The sequence below is a fragment of the uncultured Ruminococcus sp. genome (assembly GCF_934476685.1).
Taxonomy (GTDB): domain Bacteria; phylum Bacillota; class Clostridia; order Oscillospirales; family Ruminococcaceae; genus Hominimerdicola.
The window spans coordinates 61029-86575 of the sequence record NZ_CAKSNX010000005.1; the positions used below are offsets into that span (position 1 = coordinate 61029).

The 25547-nt window shown below is 45.2% G+C and carries 23 protein-coding genes, 1 other RNA gene and 1 other annotated feature (1 of these 25 only partly in view); of the genes, 8 read left to right on the plus strand and 16 right to left on the minus strand.

Annotated features, from left to right (window positions below):
- Positions 1–290: a binding site (T-box leader), on the minus strand (it extends 18 nt beyond the left edge of the window).
- A 41-nt stretch (positions 291–331) separates the two neighbouring features.
- Together mgsA and Q0E19_RS07025 are read right to left on the minus strand one after the other, a co-directional pair.
- Positions 332–739 (minus strand): methylglyoxal synthase, encoded by a 408-nt coding sequence (gene mgsA / locus Q0E19_RS07020; protein ID WP_294408443.1) that lies wholly within the window; start codon positions 737–739, stop codon positions 332–334.
- A gap of 37 nt (positions 740–776) precedes the next feature.
- On the minus strand, positions 777–1514 hold the full coding sequence (locus tag Q0E19_RS07025; RefSeq protein ID WP_294408445.1) for a P-loop NTPase: 738 nt from the start codon (positions 1512–1514) through the stop codon (positions 777–779).
- Positions 1515–2354: 840 nt separating this feature from the next.
- On the opposite strand from Q0E19_RS07025, the gene Q0E19_RS07030 reads away from it, so the two are divergent.
- Both Q0E19_RS07030 and Q0E19_RS07035 read left to right on the plus strand, forming a co-directional pair.
- Entirely contained in the window at positions 2355–2819 is a 465-nt protein-coding gene (locus tag Q0E19_RS07030; protein ID WP_294408447.1) for a DUF4830 domain-containing protein, read from the plus strand.
- Positions 2820–2969: 150 nt separating this feature from the next.
- Complete coding sequence (locus Q0E19_RS07035) at positions 2970–3953, plus strand: YegS/Rv2252/BmrU family lipid kinase (RefSeq protein WP_294408448.1); 984 nt, start codon at positions 2970–2972, stop codon at positions 3951–3953.
- Between the two features lie 71 nt (positions 3954–4024).
- Here Q0E19_RS07035 and rnpB read toward each other — a convergent pair.
- The 4 genes from rnpB to hpt all read right to left on the minus strand — a co-directional run bounded on the left by rnpB (position 4025) and on the right by hpt (position 7486).
- An RNA gene (gene rnpB / locus Q0E19_RS07040) (RNase P RNA component class A) lies at positions 4025–4371 on the minus strand.
- Between the two features lie 694 nt (positions 4372–5065).
- Positions 5066–5491, minus strand: a complete 426-nt coding sequence (locus Q0E19_RS07045) for an N-acetyltransferase (RefSeq protein WP_294408450.1) — start codon at positions 5489–5491, stop codon at positions 5066–5068.
- A 37-nt stretch (positions 5492–5528) separates the two neighbouring features.
- Positions 5529–6893 (minus strand): NCS2 family permease, encoded by a 1365-nt coding sequence (locus tag Q0E19_RS07050; protein ID WP_294408452.1) that lies wholly within the window; start codon positions 6891–6893, stop codon positions 5529–5531.
- 35 nt (positions 6894–6928) lie between these two features.
- Complete coding sequence (gene hpt, locus Q0E19_RS07055) at positions 6929–7486, minus strand: hypoxanthine phosphoribosyltransferase (protein WP_294408453.1); 558 nt, start codon at positions 7484–7486, stop codon at positions 6929–6931.
- Positions 7487–7930: 444 nt separating this feature from the next.
- Here hpt and Q0E19_RS07060 point away from each other — a divergent pair, with 444 nt between their 5' ends.
- On the plus strand, positions 7931–9433 hold the full coding sequence (locus tag Q0E19_RS07060; RefSeq protein WP_294408454.1) for a hypothetical protein: 1503 nt from the start codon (positions 7931–7933) through the stop codon (positions 9431–9433).
- Positions 9434–9526: 93 nt separating this feature from the next.
- Here Q0E19_RS07060 and Q0E19_RS07065 read toward each other — a convergent pair whose 3' ends face one another.
- Positions 9527–9739 carry a hypothetical protein gene (locus Q0E19_RS07065; RefSeq protein ID WP_294408456.1) on the minus strand — a complete coding sequence of 71 codons (213 nt, stop codon included), beginning with the start codon at positions 9737–9739 and terminating at the stop codon, positions 9527–9529.
- An 841-nt stretch (positions 9740–10580) separates the two neighbouring features.
- On the opposite strand from Q0E19_RS07065, the gene Q0E19_RS07070 reads away from it, so the two are divergent.
- From Q0E19_RS07070 to Q0E19_RS07085, 4 genes are all read left to right on the plus strand, one after another.
- Entirely contained in the window at positions 10581–11591 is a 1011-nt protein-coding gene (locus Q0E19_RS07070) for a LacI family DNA-binding transcriptional regulator (protein WP_294408457.1), read from the plus strand.
- 65 nt (positions 11592–11656) lie between these two features.
- Complete coding sequence (locus tag Q0E19_RS07075) at positions 11657–13078, plus strand: carbohydrate ABC transporter substrate-binding protein (protein ID WP_294408459.1); 1422 nt, start codon at positions 11657–11659, stop codon at positions 13076–13078.
- A 144-nt stretch (positions 13079–13222) separates the two neighbouring features.
- A complete protein-coding gene (locus Q0E19_RS07080; protein ID WP_294408460.1) occupies positions 13223–14170 on the plus strand; it encodes a sugar ABC transporter permease in 948 nt (315 codons plus the stop codon).
- Positions 14171–14185: 15 nt separating this feature from the next.
- Positions 14186–15070, plus strand: a complete 885-nt coding sequence (locus tag Q0E19_RS07085; RefSeq protein WP_294408461.1) for a carbohydrate ABC transporter permease — start codon at positions 14186–14188, stop codon at positions 15068–15070.
- 81 nt (positions 15071–15151) lie between these two features.
- Here Q0E19_RS07085 and Q0E19_RS07090 read toward each other — a convergent pair whose 3' ends face one another.
- From Q0E19_RS07090 to Q0E19_RS07130, 9 genes are all read right to left on the minus strand, one after another.
- Complete coding sequence (locus tag Q0E19_RS07090; protein ID WP_294408463.1) at positions 15152–16099, minus strand: hypothetical protein; 948 nt, start codon at positions 16097–16099, stop codon at positions 15152–15154.
- Entirely contained in the window at positions 16100–16465 is a 366-nt protein-coding gene (locus Q0E19_RS07095) for a hypothetical protein (protein WP_294408465.1), read from the minus strand.
- On the minus strand, positions 16462–16869 hold the full coding sequence (locus Q0E19_RS07100) for a hypothetical protein (protein ID WP_294408467.1): 408 nt from the start codon (positions 16867–16869) through the stop codon (positions 16462–16464). Before Q0E19_RS07100 ends, Q0E19_RS07095 begins: the two co-directional genes overlap by 4 nt.
- Positions 16869–17249 (minus strand): hypothetical protein, encoded by a 381-nt coding sequence (locus Q0E19_RS07105; protein WP_294408468.1) that lies wholly within the window; start codon positions 17247–17249, stop codon positions 16869–16871. The genes Q0E19_RS07100 and Q0E19_RS07105 overlap by 1 nt, the downstream gene beginning before the upstream one ends.
- A gap of 628 nt (positions 17250–17877) precedes the next feature.
- Positions 17878–18864: a hypothetical protein gene (locus Q0E19_RS07110; RefSeq protein WP_294408469.1), complete on the minus strand. Its 987-nt coding sequence runs from the start codon at positions 18862–18864 to the stop codon at positions 17878–17880.
- 115 nt (positions 18865–18979) lie between these two features.
- Positions 18980–19876, minus strand: coding sequence for a hypothetical protein (locus tag Q0E19_RS07115; protein WP_294408470.1), 897 nt, complete (start codon positions 19874–19876; stop codon positions 18980–18982).
- Between the two features lie 39 nt (positions 19877–19915).
- Positions 19916–21094, minus strand: coding sequence for a serine/threonine protein phosphatase (locus Q0E19_RS07120; RefSeq protein ID WP_294408472.1), 1179 nt, complete (start codon positions 21092–21094; stop codon positions 19916–19918).
- A gap of 5 nt (positions 21095–21099) precedes the next feature.
- Positions 21100–22437: a PBSX family phage terminase large subunit gene (locus Q0E19_RS07125; protein WP_294408474.1), complete on the minus strand. Its 1338-nt coding sequence runs from the start codon at positions 22435–22437 to the stop codon at positions 21100–21102.
- A gap of 3 nt (positions 22438–22440) precedes the next feature.
- On the minus strand, positions 22441–22941 hold the full coding sequence (locus Q0E19_RS07130) for a terminase small subunit (RefSeq protein WP_294408475.1): 501 nt from the start codon (positions 22939–22941) through the stop codon (positions 22441–22443).
- A gap of 331 nt (positions 22942–23272) precedes the next feature.
- On the opposite strand from Q0E19_RS07130, the gene Q0E19_RS07135 reads away from it, so the two are divergent.
- Positions 23273–25180 carry a leucine-rich repeat domain-containing protein gene (locus Q0E19_RS07135; protein ID WP_294408477.1) on the plus strand — a complete coding sequence of 636 codons (1908 nt, stop codon included), beginning with the start codon at positions 23273–23275 and terminating at the stop codon, positions 25178–25180.
- The last annotated feature ends 367 nt before the right edge of the window (positions 25181–25547 follow it).

Genomic DNA, 25547 nt, shown 5'->3' on the forward strand with positions numbered 1-25547 from the left:
ATCGTGATACCACCCTAATTACAAAGAATTCCCTAGTTCTCGAAACCTTATCGTTCTTGGAGTTTCTCAGTCCTTGGAACTTTCCAACCCTTTAACCGAACGCCCATTAACAAAACGTCCCGAACAAAAGATCCTCTGTCACTCAAGATCCTTAACGCAGATGTACGTCCGCCCTTGAACAAGCGGAAGCTCCGAGGTGTCCTTCACCGCCATCGCCGCTGAGCCCTCTCACCGTATGGCTCTCGCTGAAAACAGCCGAAAACAGTTACTCTCCTCATCAAAGCCTGTTGCATTTTCACTTTGAACTTTTACTAATTTACCCCTGTGACCGTTACACTCTGGTCGGATTTACAATATCTCTCCAGTCAAGATCGCCTCTCTCCAGCGAGTGGATGAGCGCTTCCGCCGTAGCAATGTTTGTGGCAACAGGAATGTTGTGTACGTCGCATAATCTAAGCAGATTCATTTCGTTAGGCTCGTGCGGCTTAGCCGAAATAGGATCTCTGAAAAATAACAGCAGATCTATCTCATTGCATGATATCCTAGCAGCGATCTGCTGATCTCCGCCCTGTGAACCGCTGAGATAACGCTGAATGGATAATCCTGTAGCCTCAGCCACCATTTTTCCTGTTGTACCCGTAGCGCAAAGTCTGTGCTTACTCAGTATGCCGCAGTATGCGATGCAAAACTGCACCATAAGCTCTTTCTTAGTATCATGAGCAATAAGTGCTATGTTCAATGACAGTACCCCCGATCAAAAATTATTAAGTTATTTTTTACATCTTTATCGAAAGCGGGATATGTTCTCCCTTGATCCTTCTGGAAATAGCGGAGAATGCAAGGAATCCCATAGAGCTTGAAGAAAGCGGCGCACCCTTTCCTGTTGCAAGCGGTATAGCCGAATCCTCAGGGATAACGCCCAGCAGCTGTACGCCTACCGTGTCGATGATAGCGTCCAGATCGTCCATCTCGTCAAACTCAAATATTCTCTTGTTAGCCTTGTTGATAACAAGACGCTGCTTCTGATTTCCTCTCTTGTAGAACTCGTCCGACATCATCTGCGCATCTCTTACACAAACAGGGTCAGGAGTAGTAACGATGAGGATAAGGTCAGAATTTGTAACTATGTCAAATACAGAGCCGTTGATACCTGCGGAGGTGTCAATGATTATGTATTCAAAATACTTTCTCATTTCCTGAGTGATCTTTTCGATATCCTCAGCCTTCAGCTGTACGAACGGATCGGAAGGTGCGCAAAGTACGCTGAGGTTAGAAGCAAGCTTTACCGTAGTGGTAGCCTTGTAAACATCACAAGTACCCTCAAGAACGTCACCCAGATCGTAAGTTATATTTCCCTGCATACCAAGCATGATATCCATACATCTCAGACCGAAGTCCAGCTCAATTATAAGGGTTCTGTTACCCTGCTTTGCAAGCGCATATCCGAGGCAGGCGCTGATAGAAGATTTGCCTGTGCCGCCCTTGCCTGAAGTAACTGCAATAATTTTTGACATAAACCCATTACTCCTTTCAAATATACATTCCGTCCGTCAAGTCTGAGCCATAAGAACAGACGGAACAAACGAAACATGATAATTCAAAAATGATAAACACCCGCTTTTATAAAAAGCCGATCATACGCTTTCGTCATATGTTTTAACTTTCGTTCATAACTTCCCCATAGAGGAAGTTCAATTATTCAAAACTCAATATGGTGTTACCTAATATATATTTTACCACAGATTTTAAAATTGTCAAAGCAATTCTTTTAAAAAAGTTTAAAATCGTTAATTCATATTAATTCACTACAAATCTTTTGTTTATAATGCACAAGATACAGTTAATAAAAATCAACAGTTTACATTAAAGCCGGTTCCTCCGCCCGAAAACCTTTTAACAAAAAGCCATATATTAGTTTTCCCCACCGAGGTGAATATAGCGACCCGCCCGAGGACGTGCAGGGGGCAAGCCCTTGCAGGGGAATGAGCGAGGTAGGCAAGTAAGGGGCAGCCCTCTAGCGGCGGGCTGATCGACCGCTTTGCTTTGTGCGTTTGGTAGTTTGTGATTGCTTTTTGCTTTGTTTGGTGTTTATAGTTCGTGTGCAAACTTTTAAAGCCGAGATAAGACCTAATCAAACTGAAAAGAGCCAATACAAAATCTTATCAAAGTCGGTTTAAGTAAAAGCCATATCTCGGTTTCTTCCGAGCACAAAAGTAAAAGACCGTACAGCAGACAGCAAGTTTACCGAGCGTCCCGAATTACCCCGTCCGGGAGGACCCGCCCGAGGGCAAGACATAATTAAAAAAGTTACACATATATATGTACAAACCTTATAAGGACAAGGAGGACATATTATGTTTATTAAAACTATCAAGGTCAGAAAACCGAAAATTTTTGCAGCCATTCTTGCCGCCGCAGGCATTATCTGCGCCGTGCTGCTTGTCATCGCAGCTTGCCGACTGTCATCTAAAAACGATATCCGTGAGCTGAACAGCGAAACAAAACGTCAGAATTTCCTCACCGAAATGGGCTGGGAAGTTTCCGACGAGTACGACGAGTGCAAGGTCATCACTATCCCCGAAGACTTCAACGAGGTCTACCAAAATTATAACAAACTCCAGAAGGAGCAAGGCTTTGACCTCACGAAATTCAAAGGCAAGACCGCCGAAGTCTATACATATAAAATAAAGAACTACCCCAAGCACGAAAATGAGGAAGGCATCATCTGTAACCTCATCGTCTGCGAGGATCAGCTCATCGGCGGCGACGTGTGCAGTACCGCCCTCGACGGCTTTATGCAGGGTCTCCGCAAAGGCTGACCCCCGACCGCAATAACGTACACCAAGCAATAAATTCTATTGACTTTTTTCAAACGTTATGGTAAAATTAAAAGCAGTAAATTGTAAGATCTGTGTATGGACTAAAGGAATATAAAAACTTATAGGAATATGTATAAAGGGGATATTATAATGAAAAAACTGCTTTTTGTTTTCAATCCCTATGCGGGAAAAGGTCAGATAAGAAATAACCTTTGCGACGTTGTGGATATCTTCACAAAAGGCGGCTACGATACCGTAGTCCACCCTACCCAAGCACCCCGTGACGGCTATAATAAAATAGTCACCGAGGGCAGTCAGTACGACCTTATCTGCTGCTGCGGCGGCGACGGCACTCTCTCCGAGGCTGTAAAGGCTATGATGACCCTCAATAAAAAAATACCTCTGGGGTATATCCCCGCCGGCTCTACAAATGACGTTGCCCAGTCCCTGAGCATACCGAAAAAGATCACCGACTGCGCAAGCTCTATTATGAACGGCACTTTTTTCGACTATGACGTGGGCTGCTTTAACGGCGAGTATTTCGTCTACGTCGCAGGATTCGGCGCATTCACCGACGTTTCCTACGAAACCCCTCAGAACTATAAAAACATCTTCGGCCACGCAGCCTATGTCGCCGAAGGTCTTAAACGCATAAGCAAAATAAGAGGACAGGAAGTCACCGTCGAGCATGACGGCGAAACCATAAGCGGCAACTTTATCCTCGGACTTATCTCCAACACCGTTTCTATCGGCGGAATGAAAAAGCTTATTGCCGACGGAGTGTGCTTTGACGACGGACTCTTTGAAGTCTGCCTTGTGAAAACGCCGAAAAATATGCTGGAGCTTAACAGCCTGCTGACAGAAGCTGCGCTGAACAAGCTCACAAACAAGAATTTCGTCACCTTCAAGACCTCTAGGCTCACTATAAAGAGTAAGGAAAGCATAGCATGGACGCTTGACGGCGAGTCTGGCGGCAGCCATACAGAAGTCGAGATAATCAATATGAAACAGGCAGTAAGACTGAGAATGCAGTTCAGCGAAATAACCGCCGAGCAGGAATCCGTCAGACAGTCCGCTATAACGGAGGAGTACCGCCCCGTAGTAATGGAAGATCAGTCTGATATCGAAACCTGAAAAGACCAAAAGTGAAAAATAAAAAATGACCGAAAAAAAGCGGAACGATGCAATAAAACATCGTTCCGTTTTTTGTGACCAGACCTGTAAGCCGAGTTTTGTCGAGTACGGTAATCTATCTACTCCGTGCGTCGCCGCACGGCTCTAGCCACCTATGATCTGCGGTCTGACGAGCAGCCATTGACCGTTAGACCACCATTGGTGTTGCATCGGATAAGGTTTACATGGCAGCGTCATCACTGACGCTCCGGTGAGCTCTTACCTCGCCTTTCCACCCTTACCGAAATAAATCGGCGGTATATCTCTGCTGCACTAGCTCGGAGGTCGCCCTCGGCTGACGTTATCAGCTATCCTGCTCTGTGATGCTCGGACTTTCCTCATAAACATAAAACGTTCACGCTACCGTACAGTCTGCTCACAAAAAAGATTATACCACACCCAAAATCATTTGTCAACGGTCCTCTGTCCTCGGGCGGACGGCTCGGTTCGCTACGCTCGACAAGCTCGCTGTCTGCGGTCGGGGCTTTTACATAGCGCTCGGAAGAAACCAAGATATGTCTTTTACTGAAACACACTTTGATAAGGTCTTGTATCGGCACTTTTCAATTTGATGCGGTCTATTGTGGATTTCCTCTCAATGTTTCCGTAGGGGCGACCTGCGGTCGCCCGCTTATCCCAACTTCGCTAAACCAACTTCTTATCCCAACTTTGTCACAATCTTATCTCGGCTTTTCACGCTCGCACACAAACCACCAAACGCACAAAGCAAGTTTTAGGATCAACCCCTTTTACAAAAGGGGTTGCAGGGGCTCAAAGGGGGCAGCGCCCCTTTGTCGCTCCCGCAGGAGCGAAATCCCCCACAGCGTGAGCTCCGCATAGGGTGAATTTGAAAATAGTCCAGCGGACTGTTTTCAAAGAGGGGCATGCCCTGCGATAGAGGGCTGCCCCTTACTTGCCTACCGCACTCATTCCCCTGCAAGGGCTTGCCCCTTGCACGTTCTCGAGCGGACGGCTCGGTTAGGAACACTCGCCAAACTCCCCCAAAACACAAAAAAGCCGCATTTTCACAGCGGCTCTTTTATGTTTGATTTTTAATTGTTAAAACGGTATCTCTACTTCTGTTGCCATGTCATCACATAATCTTTTTCACCGGTAGCATTATCCAAGCCTTCGTCCTGAATTTCAAAACCCTCTCTCTGGTAAAAAGATATCGCCCGTGTGTTTTGCTTATATACGTTTAATCGTAATTTAGGCTTTCTATCTTTTGCATGATCCAGCAAAAACTTGCCTATGCCCTGCGACTGCTTTTCGTCAGAAACAAAGATCCCTTCAATATATTCGCCGCTCAAGCCTATAAAACCGTGTATCTCTTTATCATCTTCATACACATAAACTTCTGCCTGCGATAGCATTTCTTTCACTAATTCAAAATTACTTTTCCAGTATCGAGCAGGAATAAAATAATGTGCTTTTAAATTGGTGTCTAACCATATATCAGCGACCCTGTTTATATCTGTTTTCCTTAACTCTCTTATCATAACGTTCTCTCCGCAAAATCCCTGTTTACCCCTCACATCACAAGAAAATATACTTCAGCACGAACAATACCGCCAGTACATACATCAAAGGCTTTATCTCCTTTGACTTTCCGCAGATAAGATTTATCACAACGTATGAAATAACTCCAATGGATATGCCCTCCGAAATGCTGTAAAACAGCGGCATGGAAATTATGCATAAGTATGCAGGTATCGCAGATGTGTAATCTTCGTCCGCAAAGCTTATGTCCGTTATCGAGGTTATCATAAGAAATCCTACCATTATAAGCGCAGGCGCCGTCGCAAATGACGGTACAGATGTGAATATCGGCGCAAAGAACATTGAGATAAGGAAAAGTACTCCCGTCGATATGGTCGAAAGTCCTGTCCTGCCTCCTGCCGCTACTCCTGCCGATGACTCAACAAATGTCGTTGTGGTGGAAGTTCCCAGTACAGCTCCCGCCGTCGTCGCAGCTGCGTCTGCAAGCAGCGCAGGCTTTATGTTCGGCAGCCTGCCCTCTTCATCAAGCATTCCCGCTTTGGAGCTTACTCCGATAAGTACCCCCAGCGTGTCAAAAAGGTCTACGAACAGGAACGAGAATATGACTACTATAAAATTGAATATTCCCACACTGCCAAGATCAGCCTTGAAACATTGTCCGAAAGTTTCCCCAAGCTTTGAAAAATCCGTCATGTGCATTGACGGGAAAAGCGTGTAAAATCCTGCCTCAGCGTCAGGTACATATAACCCGATAAGCTGACATATCATTCCCAGCACCCATGTTCCCAGTATGCCTATGAGTATTGAGCCCTTTACATTCTTTATATAAAGTATCGCCGTCAGAAATACTCCTATGACCGCCAGTAAAGCGGATATTCCCGCCGTGTTGAAATTCTCCGTAAAGCTAGTCATAGCCACAAGCGTCCTGTCGCTGTTTGTGCATATGCCGCAGTTCTGTAATCCTATGAACGCAATGTATATTCCTATTCCCACCGATACAGCCTTTTTCAGCTGCGCAGGTATAGCGTTGAATATAGCCTCACGCACATTCGTCAGCGAAAGTATTATGAATACTATTCCCTCTATGAATACCGCCAGCAGTGCTACCTGCCATGAGTATCCGTAGTTGTCTACTACCGTGTACGCAAAAAATGCGTTCAGTCCCATTCCCGCCGAAAGCGCAAAAGGCAGATTTGCCATAAATCCCATGCAGGCACAGCCTATCCCCGATGCTATGCAGGTCGCCAGCAGTACCGCCGTAGAGTCCATTCCCGTTGATGAAAGTATGCTCGGATTTACCGCAAGAATGTATGCCATGGTCATAAACGTTGTTATGCCCGCCATTATCTCCGTCCTTACGTTAGTGCCGTTCTCTTTCAGCTTAAAGATCTTTTCAAACATATCTTGTATTTTTCTCCTTGATAAACTCCATAAAATTACTTTTCAGCCTGTCCCTCAGGATCGTATTCAGCTATGTACGGCAGATTTCTGTACATCTCTCCGCAGTCAAGTCCGTATCCGATAACAAAAAGATCAGGTATAGTGAAAAGCGAGCGGTCAGCCTTCAGATCCACAAGCCTCCTGTCAGGCTTGTCCAGCAGCGTTACCACCTTCAGCGAAAGAGGGTTTCTCGCCTTCAGCAGCTTTATAACGTCCGCCAGCGTCCTTCCCGTGTCAATAATGTCCTCTGCGATTATAACGTGATACTTGCTTATGTCCTGCGCAAGATCCATAGTGATGTTTACTATTCCCGAAGATGACGTGCCGTTGTAATAGCTCTGAGCGCACATAAAACCTATCTCGCAAGGTATGTCCACCGCCCTGCAAAGGTCCGCCATAAATACGAACGCACCCTTGAGAATGCTTACGATAAGCAGCGGCTTGCCCTCATATTCACGGCTTATGTCCGCACCGACCTCAGCTATCTTGCTGTCGATCTCTTCCTTTGTTATCAATACTCTCTTGATCTTGCCTCTGTACTCTGTGCTGTTCATACTCCCAACCTCACTTGAAATTTTGATATGTAAATTATAAAAAATAAATGCTGCACAAAGCCACAATATTTCCCCCTGTGCAGACCGTTTAATATATTTTACCCTACTTTTATCCTAAAGTCAATTATTTCAGTAAATTCCCATAAAATTTTCACTATGAGCAAAAACTTTGTTAATTTTCCATTGCCATTCTGTGTCAAAATTGCTTACTTTCATCTTCCATACCCTTGAAAATTGTCCTATTCAGACAAAATATTTTTTAAATTTTCAAATCATATATACATTATGTAACATTCTGCCCCCAAACACAGCCGTAATTTACCAAAACCGCTTAAGATATTTTTAAGAAAAACCTATAAAAGAATTTAAGCAAATGATGATATAATACAACTCGTGTTAAAAATAAAGAATAAAAAGATATGAACAAAAAAGGAGATACAAAAAATGAATGCCATAGGAAAACTGATAAACGGCGGCTTTACGCTGTTTTTCGGTCTGATAATAATACTTGCGCTGGGCGGAGCAAGCTTTCATATAAGCGAAAGCCGCTTTGTTTCCGTAAGCCTTGTCCTGCTGCTCGCCATAGCCGCTTTCGGACTCTTCCTGCTTACAGGAAAGCTTGAAAAATATTTCGCCAATAAATTCGGCAGCGATAAAAAGAAATACCGTACCGCCTTTGTGATAATGACCCTCTTTCTCATCGCCGTCCAGACCGCCGTCGCAGTCTTTACAGATTTCACCCCAAAGAATGACCTTTCCTATCTCTGTCAGGGCGCAGAAAACGTCCTGCGTAACGGCGCAGACCACCTCTATGACGGACTTCCCCAGCGCCACCAGCACTATTTCGCCGTCTATCCAAATAACCATATGCTCTATCTTATTATCCTTGCCCTTTATAAAATAGAGTTTGCCCTCACAGGGAATATAACGAACTTCCTCCCCATAGCTGTAAACATCATCGGACTTGATATCTCCTATATCCTTATGTATAAGTCCGCCAAGCTTATCTATTCCCCCGAAAAGGCCCTCACCTGCGCAGTAAAAGGACTGCTGTTCACTCCCCTTTTCACCTATTCGCAGATATTCTATACCGACTCCATATCCATGCCATGGCTTACCGCCGCAGTGTATGTCTACCTTAAATGGAGAAAGTCCTCCGACGCATATAACGCTCATAACTCAGAAGATAATATTAATAATAGTATAAATAATAAAGGAAGCAGAAGATCCTATATCCTCCGCTCCTGCCTCTATCTCCTCCTCTGCGGAATTTTCACCGCCATAGCATATAAGATAAAAGGCAGCAACGCTATCCTCCTCCCCGCAATTTTCCTCGACCTTATCTTCCGCAGAAAAGGCATAGTGAAAAAGTTTGCCCCCACCGCCACCATCGCAGCAGTTTTCTGCCTGTCCTGCCTGCTCCTCAGCACCCTCGTGAACAGCGTCCTAAAGATCGACAAAAACGAGCTTTATGACTATGAGTTCCCCCTTATCCATTGGGTAATGATGAGCGCCGACGGAAACGGCGGATATAACGTCAATGACTTCTACTATACCAAAAGCTATAAAGGCTACGACCATAAAGTCAGCGCCGATATCACCCGTCTGAGCGATAAAATATCCGAACAGGGCGCAGGAGGCTTTGCCGCCCACCTCGCATATAAAGCCTCCTATACATGGAAAAACGGCGGCTATATGGCTGACTATTACCTTGACTCCGCTGTCTTTCATAATAAAGTCTTCTATATCATAACCGCCCTCTGCCATTTCACCCTGCTCTTCTCCGTCCTCAGCTCCTTCGCCGCAAAAGTCCGTTCAAAAACCGATGTCATAGCAGACAACTTTGTGCTTAAACTTATGTTCATCGGCATAACAGTTTTCCTGCTTATCTGGGAAGCACGCTGCCGCTACCTCGTCAGCTTCTTCATGCTCTTCCCGCTCCTCTAATTTAATAACAAAAGAAACAGCTGCATACTTGAGGGTATACAGCTGTTTCTTCGTAGTAATAGATATATAGATATAGTTATGCACTCGATCTCTTCACACCATGCGCTCCGCCTTTGAACAGACCGATACAGCGCTGGAAATTATCCTCCTCAGATCCGTCGTCCTCTTCTCCGTGTCATATACAACACATCTCGCCCTGTACCTCTGATTGCTCTCGTGCAGGACAAAAAGCGCCTGCTCCACCGTCTGAGCCTCACCTATCTTGTATCCGCCCTTGCACATAGGCAAAAATATGCTGTACCTCATTTTAAATCCCCCCGATTTTCATGTTCTCAATTTATCATTTTTTTGATATATTATTTTGTCTTATTTTTTTCGGTTTAATTTATTTACATCATATCACCCTTTCACCGCAGTGTCAACGAAGATCTCCCACTTTTCCGCCGTCTCACCGCTTAAACGCAGAAAATTTTACAGCCGTTTTACATGATCCCCTCCCCACAGGCATAAATATTGTATCCGGCGAATATCCCCCTCCAAAGCCTTGTTTTCCGCCCTCCCACAACAAATATCCGCCCAATAGTGATTTTGCACAAACCCGAAAAAGCGAAAACGTTTGACAATAAAGGGTAAACCATTACATCACATATAAAATCTTTTCTGTATATCGAAATAATTTCAGAAAATTGTACGGAATGTTTCATTTTTCGACATTTCATATCCCAAAGTGACTTGCCGCCCATCGAAAACGTTTAATTGTATTTTCTGGCATTTTTCAGCTTTCTTATTTGTGCAGTTTAAAATATAATTCAGTTAATGAATAAAATTTTATGTATGATTTGTACATCACCATAAAGATCGCCACAGAAACTTTCACCCGTTTTCGTGTCCCCCATTCCGAAAAATTATGTCCGTCATTATATTTTTGTAATATTTGTGATAATTATATGGTCAAATTGCATAAAAGGAGTGTTGAAAATTTATTCATTGCTACATAAATTATTACATTGGGCAAAAAATTGCGAAAAAACTCTTGAATTTTTTGATAAAGTATTGTATATTCTTATTAACGGAAACGTTTGAAATATTTGAGTCGGTATGGAAACGGCTTAAACGTTTAACTTGAAAAGAAAGGCGGAAATATCCGGTGGTTTCATTAAAAGACATTTCCGTACGCTGCGGCGTTTCAGTTGCCACGGTGAGCAAAGCGTTAAACGGCCATAAGGATGTAAGCGAGGCTACGAGAGAGCGCCTGATAAAAGCCGCCAAGGAAATGGGCTACTTCCCAAATTCTCAGGCAAGAGCGCTGAAAACTAACAGGACCTATAATCTGGGCGTTATGTTTTCCGATGAAGCAGGCAGCGGACTTACGCACGAGTTCTTCGCAAAAGTCCTTAACAGTTTCAAGATCGAGGCTGAGTCTTCCGGCTACGATATAACCTTTATAAATAAGGATATCGGAAGACAGAAGATGTCTACCTACGAACACTGCAAATACCGCAACGTTGACGGAGTGATAATTGCCTGTACTGATTTTACTTCGCAGGATGTCTATGAGATAATCAACGGCGATATACCCGTTGTCACTATCGACCATATATTTGACTGCCGCACAGCGGTCATGTCGAATAACGAAAAAGGCATAGAAGAGCTTGTGAATTATGTGACCGACCTCGGTCATAAGAAAATTGCCTATATACAGGGCAATAGATCAGCAGTAGCTGAAAGACGTCAGGCAGGTTTCTGTAAAGCGTGTATGAATAAGGGCGTTGAGATAAATCCCGAGTGGATGATCCCCGGCGACTATCATAACCCCGATAAAACATATGAGCTTACAAAGCTTCTCCTTGAAAAGGATGAAAGACCGACCTGTATATTTATGCCGGACGATTATTCGGCAATGGGCGGTTTCAATGCGATCAAGGATTCGGGACTTTCAGTTCCGGAGGATATCTCAGTAGTGGGATATGACGGCATAGCTTATTCACAGCTGCTGTCGCCAAAACTTACGACCTATCTTCAGGATACGGCAAAGATCGGCGAGGCTGCCGCAAAACAACTCATCTCGCTGATAGAAAATCCGCAGACGACTTTTACGGAAGTCATCACGGTTGACGGACGCATAATAAAAGGTGCGTCAGTCAGAGATATAACATAAGGCATTAATTAGCCGCACAGCGGTACAACAATCATAAATAATGCAAATTAAGGAGGAAAATTATTATGACAAATCTTAAGAAAATGCTTGCCGGCGCTCTTTGTCTCTGCATGGCAGGTTCAATGCTCACAGCTTGCGGAAGCGATTCTGATTCATCTTCAAAGAAGTCCGGCGGCGACGCTGCTACTTCTGACAACGGCGGTTCAGCTGACCTTTCCGGCAAGGATTCCAAGAAAGTCTACAACATCTACTGCTGGAACGACGAGTTCAAGAGCAGATTTGAAAAGTACTACTGGGATCAGAGAGATCAGGATCTTTGGGATGGCGTAGAAGTTAACTGGGTTATCAACGCTAACGAAGGTAACGTTTACCAGACAAAGCTCGACGAAGCTCTCAAGACTCAGACAACAGACGATATGAAGATCGATATGTTCCTCGTTGAGGCTGACTACGCTCTTAAGTATTGTAACTCAGACGCTACAATGAACATCGCTGATATCGGACTTACAGATGACGATACAGCTAATATGTATCAGTACACAAAGGACGTTATGACAGCTTCTGACGGAAGCGTTAAGGGTGTTTCATGGCAGGCAACACCAGGTCTGTTCATGTACAACGCTAAGTATGCAAGAGATGTCCTCGGCACAGATGATCCTGCTGAAGTTCAGGAATATGTTAAGGACTGGGATGCATTCAAGGAAACAGCTCAGAAGATGAAGGATGCAGGTATCTACATGGTATCAGGTTTCGACGATACATACAGATGCTTCTCCAACACAGTATCTTCACCATGGGTCGACGCTGACGGCAAGATCACAGTAGACCCACAGATCAAGGCTTGGGTTGACCAGACTAAGGAATACACAGACGCCGGCTACAACAACAAGACTTCCCTCTGGGACGATGACTGGAAGGCTGGACAGAAGATCGACGGTAAGGTATTCGGTTACTTCTTCTCAACATGGGGCATTCCTTTCACACTTCTTCCAAACACACTTGATACTGCAGTAGATGACGGCGGTAAGGAAGAAGTAGGTAACGGCGGTTACGGCGAGTGGAGAGCTACTGAAGGTCCTCAGTCATACTTCTGGGGCGGCACATGGCTCTGCGGATGCGCTACATCTGATAACGTAGAGATCACAAAGGATATCATGCTCAAGATGACTTGCGATACAGCTACAATGAAGGCTATCACAGAGGGCGAGCAGGATTACACAAACAACAAGGCTGCTATTCAGGAGCTTATCGACGGCGGTTATACAAACCCATTCCTCGGCGGACAGGATCACCTCGCACTTCTTACAGAAGCTGCTGATAAGATCGACCTCTCCAACAAGCTTTCTGCTTATGACCAGGGCTGCAACGAGAAGTTCCAGGCTGCTATGAAGGACTACTTCCTCGGCAACACAGCTTCTTATGACGATGCTCTCGCAGCATTCAAGACAGAGATCACAAACCTCTACGGAAACCTTACAATGGACTAATCTGTGGCTAGTCGCATGATTACACATTGATCTGTCAACAAATATAAATCGGGGGGTGGGGAAATTCCCCTCCTCCCATTTTTATCTAAAAAGACAGGTCGGAAAGGATTGCAATTAAACTCATACTTTGCAAAAGGTGGAAATATGAAAAAGAAAAGTATCAGCTATGCAAAATGGGGCTATATCTTCCTGCTCCCGTTTTTCATTACATACTGTGTTTTTTCTCTGACTCCATTGATTCAGACCTTCTATTACAGCGTCCTTGATTATAAAAAGGATACAGGTTCGATCTCAATTCTTAATCCAGAGGGAAACATAATCAACAACGGATTCTGCGGCCTTGAGAACTTCAAAGCAGTTCTCGGCGAAGGCGGCGAATTCTTCTCAACTCTCAAAAACACAACAATAATCTGGCTCATCGGTTTCATACCGCAGATAGTTATCTCACTTATCCTCGCCGTATGGTTCACCGACCTCAGACTGAAGATCAAAGCACAGGGATTTTTCAAGACAGTTATCTATCTGCCAAACGTTATCATGGCGTCAGCAATATCACTTCTGTTCTACTCCCTCTTCACAAAGGGCGGCGCACTCTATACAGTTTTCGATCACTTCACATCTACCGATGTTTCGCTCCTTAACAACGTCTGGGGCGCAAGAAGTATCGTAGGATTTATCAACTTTATGATGTGGTACGGAAATACCACCATTATCCTTATGTCATCTATCATGGGTATCGACCCGTCACTCTATGAGTCATCACAGATCGACGGCGCAACAGCGTCACAGACTTTCTGGAAGATCACTATCCCGCTTATTAAGCCACTTCTTTCATATGTGCTTATCACATCTATGATCGGTGGTATCCAGATGTACGACGTACCTCAGCTCCTCGCAGGAGATTCAGGTAACCCGTCAGGCGCAGTCAAGACCCTCGTAATGGTTATCCAGACAGGTAAGGATTCCAATATCGGTCAGACCGGTGCTATCAGCGTACTCATATTCATCATCTCTGCAGTCCTCGGCCTGCTTGCATTCCACTTTATGAATGAGCAGCCTGGCGGCAAGAAGAAAAAGAAAAAATCTAAGTAAAGGAGGGAAAAGTATATGAGCAGAACACCTGACGTAGTAGGTCAGAAAACAAGCGGCACATCTCTTCTCATCAGAAGAATAGTTGCCTATGTAGTATTGATCTTATTAGTTTTCATTTCACTTTTCCCATTCTACCTTTTGATAATAAACGCTACAAGAGGTAAGATTCAGAACGGTATCGATTTTCTGCCAAGCGGAAATATGATGAACAACTTTAAGAAACTTTTCAGCGACGATTCCGCCGCTCGTTACGGAAATATCCTCCAGTCATTCCTGAACTCATTCATCATTTCAGGCGTAAGCTGCGTTATCTCCGTATACTTCTCAGCTCTGACAGCATATGCTATCCACGTATATGACTTCAAGCTCAAGAAATTCGCATTCACATTCATTCTTCTCATCATGATGGTTCCAACACAGGCATCTGCAATCGGTTTTTACAGAATGATGATCAGCTGGGGTCTTATCGATTCCTTCATTCCTCTCATCGTTCCGGCTATCGCAGCTCCTGCAGTATTCTTCTTCATGAAGCAATATATGGATTCATCGCTCCCTCTGGAGATCGTGGAAGCCGCAAGAATAGACGGCTGCGGAGAGTTCAGAACATTCAACTCTATCGTAACTCCTATCCTTAAGCCTGCTTTCGCAGTACAGGGTATCTTCCAGTTCGTAGCAAGCTGGAACAACTACTTCATGCCAAGAATGATCCTCCAGCAGAAGAAAACGATCCCTCTGGTTCTCCAGACAATGAAAGCCGAGATCCTCGGTAACCCACAGGTAGCACACGCCGGCGTAATGAGCCTTTATATGGTTCTTGCTATCCTCCCTGTTGTTATTGTTTACCTCTGCCTTTCAAAGTTCATTATCCGTGGTATCGCCCTCGGAAGCGTAAAGGGATAAGATTTGTCAGTAAAATCAAAAAATATCACATATACGAAAAGAACCGACGCTCCTTTGTGTCGGTTCTTTTTTTGTTAATGTTTATCCCCTCTGTCCGTATCTGTCCGTGTAACAGCCTATCTGCGTGTATATGCCGCCCTTTGAGCCGCTTATCCTTATGCTGTTTATCCTCATCGCATTCATGTAACTCAGTCCGCTTACCTTGTCCATAAGCTCCTCGCCCCTGTATCCTGCATAAGTCACAAAACGTGTCCTTACCTGCCTTGCCGCATAACCTATCCTTGCGTCAAGTCCCTCATCAGTGGAGTAAAGCCACTGCATATCAAGTGGATCATACTTCTCTCTCACTATCCCGTATTCCCCCGCAAGTTCGTCCGACTTCTCATAGCTGTATCCGCCGTCTATGTCCGCCATGTGTACCCCCGATAAAAGGGAAGATGTCATTAGCCTTGTCCCCTGCTCTATAAGCTTCACCCCCGAAAAATCCCTCATCACACTGTCGTTCATGGTCACGCATACCGTGTTCGTCCTGCGTATGTACGGAAAATTCCCCGTCGCCTTCAGCGAATATGCCCTCACAGCGTCCCATATGTTCGACTTCTCCTTAACGTAAATGTACCCCACCACAGGCGTCCCCGACTCGCATACTATCTCCGATATGTTCAGATTTTTCTTTATCAGCCCGTTCAGATCACAGTCCGAGTTTATCTTCGGATAAGGTTCGTTCTGCGCCAACAGTACAGTAAAACTCCGTGACGTAAAATCAATTATCCACCCCGACTTCTCCCTTTTGATCTCCACCGAATCCGCCAGCCCGTCAAAACTCAGCACATTGTTTACATAAAGCCTTATCCTCTTGATGTCAAATGCACTGAACGTGGGCGTTTTCGGCATATAAAATTTTCCCGTCGCATATGCAAAACAGTAGTATAACCTCTTTGATATGCTGAAACTTATGCAGTCGGAAATTTTTATAGATCCTCCGCCGCAAAGCTGTACCTCAAGATAACATCTCATATCTATCTCCATTTAATCCCCTCCGAATCTGAATTCAAATTCACCAAGACGGCAGCCTGCCTTTATCTCCGCCGTCCCGGCTAGCATTACAGGCGACTTCTTTATCTCCTCACCGTCAATAATAAGCGCACCCGCCTCATCATTGAACCCCTCGATAAATTTCATAAAGTATCCCCTGTCCTCAGGTGAAAAATGCCCCCGCACAGTAACTTCACCCTCATGCGAGCCAACGTATCTTGAAAATATCCCGCTCCCCAGCGTGGCAGTTTCCGCCGTTGTCCCCTTTTTGGAATAGGATATCTCATCAAAATATATCTTTACAGCCTCCGTCCCATTGCGTTCAAGCGTGTGCGCAGGCAAAGCATATTCCGCCCTCATTCATCTTCCTCCAAACATATCCTTGCGTTCAGCGTAAGCTCCCTGGTCAGCCTGTTCAGCGGAGATGAAAGATATATCTTCCCCAGCTTCATGCTGCGTATGAGCAAACCGCCGTCCACAATGAATTTCCCGTACAGATCATCACATCTCGCCGTAAATTCCTCCACATCAGCGTGATCGCACGACTTCCCCATAAGCCTTATGCTCATACAGCAGTCAAGCTCCGCCGACAGCTTTTTAGAAGTACACCCCATAGCCGTCCCCACAAGCTGACAGTCCTTCAAAGCGTAAAAACCAATGTATTCGTCCTTGTGGATAAGACTGTCCACCGCCGTAAATTCACCGAAAGCCGAAAATCCGCACTTCTCCAGTAACCCCGTTATCACATCAAAAAGTTCGTCCATTATGCCCCTCCCGTAGTTTCAAATAAAAATTCCTCGTCCTTGAATATCTCCCCAAGACCGCCTAAAGCAGATATCTTCAAACGCTGCGCCGCATCTATCCTCGAACTGAGATCTTCCGACATACTAGCCTTGCCGTCAGCCGTGCAGATGAGCCGTTCTCTTGCCTGTAAAGCGCAAACATGATCGTAAACCGCACAGCAAGCCGCCGCATATTCACATCGAGCAATAAGATCACCGCCGCCTGCTAAAAGCTTGTCCTCATCAATAAGAGCCGTAAGCCTGTCCGCAGCATTTTTGATAAGCGGCATCTGATCGTTCATCTTCTCAACATCACAACCGCTCAACTGTTGAAAAATCAAAAGAATATTGTTAAAATCCAATCTATCCCCTCCTAAGTAATAAAATCAAAATTGAAAAAACAAAATAAAGAAAAAGCAATCACAAACTATCAAACGCACAAAGCAAGTTTTAGGCTAAAGCCCTTTTCCAAAAGGGCTTTCAGGGATTCAAAAGGGGCAGCGCCCCTTTGTCGCTCCCGCAGGAGCGAAATCCCCCACAGCGTGAGCTCCGCATAGGGTGAATTTGAAAATAGTCCAGCGGACTGTTTTCAAAGAGGGGCAAGCCCTGCGATAGAGGGCTGCCCCTTACTCGCCTCCCGCACAAACTCCCCCGCAAGGGCTTGTCCCTTGCGCTGTCCTCGGTCGGGTCTTCCCAGACGGGGTAATTCGCTACGCTCGGTAAGCTCGCTGTCTGCTGTGCGGTCTTTTACTTTTGTGCTCGGAAGAAACCGAGATATGTCTTTTACTAAAACCTACTTTGCTAATGTCTAATGTGGAATTTTTCTCAATGTTTCCGTAGGGGCGACCTGCGGTCGCCCGCTTATATCATTCCCACTAACCCCAAGTTTCCACCGTTCCCCAAATACCCACGATCGCTCCCCTAAAACTTTGCCAAACCCTTACACCACCTCACAAAACAATTCCCCACCCGCCACACCCCAAATTCATCTTACGCTAAATTAGCAGCTGTGCAGTCGTAAACCTTTACCGCCGCATCAGACATTCTTGAAAAACCTGCAAGTATCGAGCAGGATATCTCCTCGCACTGCGCAGAAATAAGCTTGTCGTAGTCTACGATAACGTCCGTTCCAAGTATCATCTCCGCTGCGTAATCTGCGTCAACTCCAATAATAGTGTTGTCCCCTAAAGCAGAACACTTTATAATTGTTACCCCGTATGGAGTCTTTACCGCACCGTTCGCCATGTAATCACTTACTACGAACTTCATCTCATCAAGCGCAAGTATCTTCGCCATTACCGCAGGACTGCATATCATCGTGTTCATGTTGTAACTGTCCATAGATGCCCAGAATGCCGCAAGATCATCGTATGTCATCTTTGCTCCGCTGTTCTTCATAGCCGAAATGTCCCTCTTCAGTTCAGTAACAAGCGCACCATTCACCGCATTTCCAATGACCGCACCAAGATTTCTCAGCACTACCGCAAATGTGTCTATCCTCTGCTTTCTGATAGATTCGTATGAGCAGGAAAGTCTTCTCGCATACTTCACCAGCCTCTTTGACTCCGCCGCAAGCGTTACCCTTGTTTCAGGAAGTGCCGCACCCTCCGCACAGGTGTCGCTCGCCCCCGTCTTTACAATGGAAAGTCCCCTGTAATCTACTCCGTCTGTGTATGATACCGCTGCGCATACCTCTGCCGCTATGCTCGCCTCGTCCATTCCCTCCTTTATGCATCGTCTGATAAATTCAGGGAAAAGTACAGCCGACTCAGCCGAAATAAAGAACTTCTCCACCATGTCCGAACCCGCTCCGTTTATGCGTATGCCGAAACGCTTCAGCTGTCTTTCAAATGCGTCAAAGCCTTTCAGCTCCGTGTTCTCGTATCCCTCGTCAGGGTCAAGCTCCGTCAGAGCCTGTGTGAATGTCTTTCCTGTGATAGAATAAAGTGACTTGTCAAGTTTAATGTTGTTGTACATAAATAAATTTCTCCTTTTCATTTTTAGTATTGTTTTTTATTTTCTCTCTTTTTTCTCTTTTCTTATTGTCCGTTTGCCGTCCCATAGTTTTTTATCCGGTAACCAACTTTTCCGCCTACTTCCCCCTGCGTGTCCTCTGCCTCATTCTGAATCCGCCGTCATCTTTCCCCTCCTTTTCATCTGCGTCCTCAGAGTATATCATCGCCCTGCATTCAAAGTCCTCGCTCTCAGCCGCCTGACGCTCCAAACGCTTTTTCAAAGCCATAAGCTCGTAAAAGTCCATCTCCTTCGTCCGCTCCGCCATAGCCTCCGCCGAAACAAAAGGCTTTGTGAAGTAGCTTAACCTCATTATCTCCTTTCTCATCTCTCCGCAGGCACTCTCAACTTTTTTCATAAGCTCTCCCTCAGAACTGCCGAAACCGCCGCAGGCGTACTTCTTCGCCACCCCTGCATTTCTCTGAGCAGGCACAGCCACAAAGCTCCATTCATATGCGTCCGCAGGTGATTCAAGAACGTGAAAACAAAGCCTTTCACCGTATCTCTTCCCCTTCATGTGCATACAAGGCTCTTTCATTACGTCCGCCCCGCATACAGAACATATCTTTCTCTCCACTGCACAGCTGACGGAAACCTCTTTCTTTATCCCTCCGTCTATCTCCGCAATGAGCGAACGGTTGTCCTCCGTCCTCACCATGTATGCGTACCCCATAAGCGCAGTGTATTTCTCCCCGTCGCAGGTCAGCCTGTCAGTGTATTCCTTTACCTGCGTGTCGTATATCCTCGCCGTCTGATTTTCTCCCCTCGGATCATGGTCGAATATCCCCGTCCTGCCTATGTAAAGCTCCGCAAGCTTTTTCAGCGAATCCACCGAAAACTTCTCGTTGTCCCTGTCCACCTCGTTGTCGCAAAGCAGTACAGAAAAACAGTATACGTCCTCCGCCTTCAGCTCCCCCACAGCGTGAACATTGATCTTTTCCATTACCTCGTCCGTTATCTCTATGGACTTGTCCATTCTCTTTCCTCCCTCTCGTTACTTTTTATTCTCATAATTCTATTTATTTTCCTGAGCCTCAAGCCTTAACTCAATCTCCCTCGCCTGCGCATTGTAAAGACGTGACTTCGCCAAAGCCTCCTCGTCCTGAAGATTTATGTTCGCCCATTCTACCTGTGCCCTGCCGCCGCAGCCGCAAAGCCTTAAATGTGCCGAGCATACCTCCTCCAACACAGGTGTGAGCAGCCTGCGGTAATATTCTAGCTCACTTGTAAGAATATCCGCCTGTTGAGCCGACATCCTCTCCGTCGTTGACCAGTTGAGTCCCAGTAAAAACGGCGGTACAGAAAGCTTTGCCGCTATCTGCTCCAAAAGCTGCCTTACAGGTACTTCCGTGTCGATTATCTGATTTTCCGCTCCGATGACCTTTACATCAACGTCGCCAACTGCCACAAAATCCTTTACAATGCCATTCTTTGCACTCTGCATTCCGTCCGACCATGCCGCAGCGATCTCTTTCGCCCTCTCCTTTGCGAATATCCTGTCGCCGTCCGCCGTTGGCTTGTATGTCACAGCGTATCTGACGTTTCCTACCCTGTCAAAATTCTGCCCGATGCACTGATATATCCTCATCAGCACCGAACTTATGGCAGGCAGTCCCCTCAGCAGCGATACTCCCTCCGGATGCTTCGGACTAGGGTTGAGCGCCGTGTAAAGCAGTCTTTCGGGATCTCTGACTTTCATCTTTGTCCCGTTCACTCCGCCGTTGTCGAAGTATACCTCCATATCCAGCGGACCTCTCCCCTGCTTGATGTGGTAAAGCGAACTGTCCGCCACCGCCAAGCCTTTTATCGAGCGTGACCTCTGATCTGCGATTATCATTCCCACAGCCTTTCCGTAGGTCAGCAGCGAGTCAAGGTACATATCCGCAAAAGTGTATATTGACTTTCCCGAAACGCCTACCCTTACCTCTCTGCAAAATCTGTCCAGCTCACGCTGAAAAGCCTCGTCCTCCGCCTTGACCGTGAAATCCCCCACCAGTCTTATTATCTTTCCGAAACAAGCGTCGATCATGGGAACTTCCGCCCTCAGCCTGTCATAAAGCCCGCTCTCCAGCATATCTGTACAGCAGGCAAGCCGAAACGGCGAAGCTATCGGCTGTGAACAGTAAACTGTCCTCTGCGCCGCCTGAGTTTTCAAAGCATTTTCCTTTGCCTTTCTTCTTCCGAATACAGCCATTCCTTTCACCCCCTCTCTGTCTGAATCGTTCTATCCAGCGATATCACCGAAAATCCATCGTCCCCGATGCCATTCAGCGACGTTACAAAATACCTCATATCGTCCATTGCGTGGTCATGCTCCTTTACAGGACAGTCCCTTCCTGCATTTTCGTCCCAACGGTAAAGAGCGAACTCCCTCAGTGTATCTTCGCACCTCTTGCTGAACATAAGCTTTCCCTGACGAATGTAGTCGGAAACCTTTCTTATCCCCGTAACAACATCATTGTCCGCCTGCCTTACACAGTATCGCCTGTGCCTCGTTATGCATTCGATAAATGAAGCCGCCGACGGATCGCATACGATGTAATCTATCTCCCTGCCGCCTATAAGACCGCATAAAGCCTCGTAATGCTCCTCGTCCGTCCGCCTTTTCCCCTCTTTCGCCGAGTCGAAATAGTATTCGTCTATCCTCAGCCACTTTTCTCCAAGCTTTCCCCAAAGCCCGAAGCTTGACGGATTGACCGTCCCGTAATCACAGCTCACCACAAAACGCTCATAGTTATTTTCCGCCGCCTTTCTTCCGCCGATAATGTCGCCGTCATTAAATGTATGCTCAAGACTGCTGAACATAGGGTAAACCAACCCCTCCGCCGCAGCCCATCTGCCTAAAACGAACCTCTGATAAAACGTCCCCGTGTACAGCCTTGCATATCTGTTTATCACCGACCTAGTAAGACTGGGATTGTCCTCCAATGAAAAATGCCTGTACAGCATATTCTTCTCCGCCGCCTTGTCTATCCATTCACGCTTGAACCAGTGGAACGGATTGTCCGGATTGCAGTTGAACCATAGCTTTGACCCCGCCACCGAGCATCTCGCCACAGCCTGCTCCACAAAACTTCTCGGCATAAGCGCCGTTTCGTCCATAAGTATCCCCGCCAGCGTTATTCCCTGTATAAGCGAAGCCGAACCCTCGTCCTTTCCGCCGAATATGTAAAACCTGTTGCACCTTCCGCCGTATGAAATATCAAAATAATTCTTTGAAATGCTGTCCCGTACCGAACAGCCGAAACTCTCCAACTGACGCTGAAGATCCGTCACAAGATTTCTCCTCACCGAGCGGATAGTCTTGCCGCATATGCCGAAATTTTTACCGTCGAACAGACTCATCGCCCATATGCCGAAAGAAATGCCCATTGAAAAGGTCTTGCCCGACCTTACTGCCCCGTCGCAGATTATGCCGTCATACCGCCTGTATCTCCTGTTCGCCCACCAGCCAAGCACAAATGCCTGCTTGTCCGACAGCTTTAAAGGAGCTTTTTCTATTTTCTCTATTTTCTCTATTTTCTCTATTTTCCCCACCGGCTAGTCCGCCTCCCTTTCGTCAGCGTCCTCTGCGCCGTCAATATCCTGCGCCTGCCTGTAAAAAGCCTCAAGAAAAGCCTCCGCCGCAGAAATCTCCCGCAGCTGCGGATCAAGCTCCACCAGCTTTTCCAAAGCCTTCTGACGGTCGAAAAACTTCATCTCTATACCGCCGCCCTTCGGACGCTTTATCTCCGCAACATTGAAAAGATCCGCCCTCATTATCCTCTCCGCCTCAGGCTCATCATCAAAAGCCAGCGCAACAGCGTCGTTGACCGCCCCGAAAGCAAGCCTTGAAAGCCCCGTCTTGACGTAGCATAAGCTCTGCTGATCTCCGCTGTCCAAACGCCTTATCTCATTCTGCACCGCCTGCCGTGACAGAAGATCAGCCTCCGCACGCCTTGCCTCATCAGGTCTTACCCCTAAACGCACCGCCGTTTCAGCGCCGTTCCTCGTCCTCACGAACATTCTCGCAAAATCCTTCATAGAAAATTTAAAATTCATGTTTGCCCTCCGTTCTTTTTTTCGACCGCCGATCACTCAGCAAGTCCTTTCACTAACATCGAAAAACCGCCCGAAAGTTGCACTAAAACGTACAACAATTACTCAAATATATCTAAATTAAATTATTTATCATATACTTGCACAATCTATTACACCATTTCCTGTGCATGACCCACAAACAGCCGCACACCATTCGTGAATTAGTATTAATTTCAAAACATTTGTGAAACTGCCACAAAATCACAGAGAAAATTTATCCATTAAAAAGTATTGACAAAATAAATATTTGTTGTAAAATATAAAATAGAAGTAAAAATAAGGGGGAAAACTTATGAAAAAAATTTTAGCCACAGCGTTGGCGCTCACACTCACATTCGGTACATTCGCTCTGCCCGCAGCCGAAAGCGGCGTCTGCATAGCAGATAAATTTGCGGTTTCAGCGGGTGCAGAAAGCTACGATGACAATGATGATGAATATCGGTACGGTGAATTCGATTACGAGGACTTTCAGTATGATATCCTTGATGACGGAACGATCGAGATAAAAAAGTATACCGGAAGTAACGGAGCAGTCGATATTCCTAGCACTATTGACGGCAAAGCAGTTACAAGTATCGGCAAAAATACATTTTATTACAATAAAGCCGTTACAAGCGTAACCATACCGGAAAGTATTACAAACATTGGACAAGATGCGTTTTACCATTGTGATAATATCACCAGTATAACTGTCCCAAAGAATGTCGAAAGTATTGGTTTGTGTGCATTTTATAGCTTAGGTATTGAAAAAATAAGTGTTGATGTCAGAAATAAGTACTATGCATCAAAAGATGGTGTATTGTTCAATAAGAAACAAACAGAACTATTAGCCTACCCTCTCGGTAGTAAAAGAACGGAATACACTGTTCCAAATAGTGTAACTAGTATTAATGAACGTTCCTTTACGTCCGCTGTAAATCTTAAAACTCTAACCATCCCTGACAGTGTTGCAAATATTGGATATTTGGCATTTTATCGCTGTAAAAAACTCGAAACTGTAAATTGGCCTAAAAATACCCCATGCATTGGGGACTCAGCATTTATGTATTGCGAAAGTTTAAAAAACATAACTCTTCCGGATACTTTAACAAGTATTGGTAGCTCCGTTTTTGATGGCTGTAAAAGTCTTACAAGCATAAGCATTCCATATGGTATAACGACCATTGATTATGAAACGTTTAGCGGTTGCAGCAGCCTTACAAATGTCACCATTCCTAACAGCGTAACAGAAATCAAACCAGAAGCGTTCAAATTTTGTGACAGCTTGAAACACGTAATTATCCCTGACAGCATAACAGAAATTAAGGATAGCGCATTTTATTCATGCGATGATTTGTCATGCCTTTTCCTCCCTAAAAGCGTAAAACTAATTGATCCGAAAGCGTTCGAGAATTGTGATAAATTAACTGACATTTACTACGAAGGATCAGAAGAGGAATGGAACAAAATAACCTTTTATTCTAATAATAATCAAACCATAAACTTTAAGAATGCCACTAAAAACTACAATTTCACATTTGATCCAAGTACAGCAAAATATGCTTTCTCATGTGACGTATCGCTCCCACCAGTAACCCAATATTTCAGAGGTACAAGAATCAAGCCGATAGTTACCGTAAAAGATGGTGACAAGGTACTGAAATGCGGAACAGATTATACCGCAATATATAAAGATAACCTTGTTGCAGGTAAAGCCTCCGTCATTATAAAAGGCAAGGGCGACTACATAGGAACAACTGTCGAAAATTACATGATAGTTCAGCGTTCTGTTGCAAACTGCGATGTCAAACTGGATTCTGACAGCTATTACTATAACGGAACAGAGGTATTTCCTTCTGTAAAGTTATTCGCCAACGGAAAAGAGCTGTATGACGGAAACTATACCCTTTCTTACAGCAATAACCTTTCCGCAGGCACAGCTACGGTCATTATCAAGGGTCAGAAAAGTCTTAAAGGCACATTCAGAAAGTCCTTCAAGATAAAGCCGAGAGCCCTTGCTGAATGCACAGTTGAGCTGACAAAAAATTCAGATAACGAATATCAGCCAACAGCAGCCGTAAAGATAGACTCAAACACTATCGACAGCGAAAACTACACTGTAAAGTACACTACCTCAGCCGACAATAAGACTGTTAATGTCACACTCACAGGCAAGAAGAACCTTACAGGCTCGGTAACAAAAACTTACACAGTTCAATAGTTCCTCCAAAATATAATATTGACTACGATCCCTCTGTCGCTTTTTCTGCGGCAGGGGGATCAAAATTGTGCATTGTGTCCGTCCGCCGCCTGCTGCGCTATGTCAATTTAAACAAATGTATCTATTGACATTTAGCTATAAATACCATATAATTATAAAAGGTGCAGTTGTATTCAGAAAGTTCAAATTTATAATGACATAATTAAAAATTTGTTCTAAAACAACTCCGCCCATATCTGCCATTCTGAAAAATTTGCTTGGTTTTTCTGTTCTTTAAATTCCACGTTTTCCATATCTGAGCGCATAATTTACCGAAAATTTATAGATACTGCTTTTTTCTTCTTGAAAAAAGTTCGGGAATATGGTA

What these genes read in the sequence shown, in the direction of transcription:
- Q0E19_RS07025 (WP_294408445.1), bottom strand. Translation starts at nt 1,514, where the DNA reads ATGTCAAAAATTATTGCAGTTACTTCAGGCAAGGGCGGCACAGGCAAA.
- Q0E19_RS07030 (WP_294408447.1), top strand. Translation starts at nt 2,355, where the DNA reads ATGTTTATTAAAACTATCAAGGTCAGAAAACCGAAAATTTTTGCAGCC.
- Q0E19_RS07035 (WP_294408448.1), top strand. Translation starts at nt 2,970, where the DNA reads ATGAAAAAACTGCTTTTTGTTTTCAATCCCTATGCGGGAAAAGGTCAG.
- Q0E19_RS07045 (WP_294408450.1), bottom strand. Translation starts at nt 5,491, where the DNA reads ATGATAAGAGAGTTAAGGAAAACAGATATAAACAGGGTCGCTGATATA.
- Q0E19_RS07050 (WP_294408452.1), bottom strand. Translation starts at nt 6,893, where the DNA reads ATGTTTGAAAAGATCTTTAAGCTGAAAGAGAACGGCACTAACGTAAGG.
- hpt (WP_294408453.1), bottom strand. Translation starts at nt 7,486, where the DNA reads ATGAACAGCACAGAGTACAGAGGCAAGATCAAGAGAGTATTGATAACA.
- Q0E19_RS07060 (WP_294408454.1), top strand. Translation starts at nt 7,931, where the DNA reads ATGAATGCCATAGGAAAACTGATAAACGGCGGCTTTACGCTGTTTTTC.
- Q0E19_RS07065 (WP_294408456.1), bottom strand. Translation starts at nt 9,739, where the DNA reads ATGAGGTACAGCATATTTTTGCCTATGTGCAAGGGCGGATACAAGATA.
- Q0E19_RS07075 (WP_294408459.1), top strand. Translation starts at nt 11,657, where the DNA reads ATGACAAATCTTAAGAAAATGCTTGCCGGCGCTCTTTGTCTCTGCATG.
- Q0E19_RS07080 (WP_294408460.1), top strand. Translation starts at nt 13,223, where the DNA reads ATGAAAAAGAAAAGTATCAGCTATGCAAAATGGGGCTATATCTTCCTG.
- Q0E19_RS07085 (WP_294408461.1), top strand. Translation starts at nt 14,186, where the DNA reads ATGAGCAGAACACCTGACGTAGTAGGTCAGAAAACAAGCGGCACATCT.
- Q0E19_RS07090 (WP_294408463.1), bottom strand. Translation starts at nt 16,099, where the DNA reads ATGGAGATAGATATGAGATGTTATCTTGAGGTACAGCTTTGCGGCGGA.
- Q0E19_RS07095 (WP_294408465.1), bottom strand. Translation starts at nt 16,465, where the DNA reads ATGAGGGCGGAATATGCTTTGCCTGCGCACACGCTTGAACGCAATGGG.
- Q0E19_RS07100 (WP_294408467.1), bottom strand. Translation starts at nt 16,869, where the DNA reads ATGGACGAACTTTTTGATGTGATAACGGGGTTACTGGAGAAGTGCGGA.
- Q0E19_RS07110 (WP_294408469.1), bottom strand. Translation starts at nt 18,864, where the DNA reads ATGTACAACAACATTAAACTTGACAAGTCACTTTATTCTATCACAGGA.
- Q0E19_RS07115 (WP_294408470.1), bottom strand. Translation starts at nt 19,876, where the DNA reads ATGGACAAGTCCATAGAGATAACGGACGAGGTAATGGAAAAGATCAAT.
- Q0E19_RS07120 (WP_294408472.1), bottom strand. Translation starts at nt 21,094, where the DNA reads ATGGCTGTATTCGGAAGAAGAAAGGCAAAGGAAAATGCTTTGAAAACT.
- Q0E19_RS07130 (WP_294408475.1), bottom strand. Translation starts at nt 22,941, where the DNA reads ATGAATTTTAAATTTTCTATGAAGGATTTTGCGAGAATGTTCGTGAGG.
- Q0E19_RS07135 (WP_294408477.1), top strand. Translation starts at nt 23,273, where the DNA reads ATGAAAAAAATTTTAGCCACAGCGTTGGCGCTCACACTCACATTCGGT.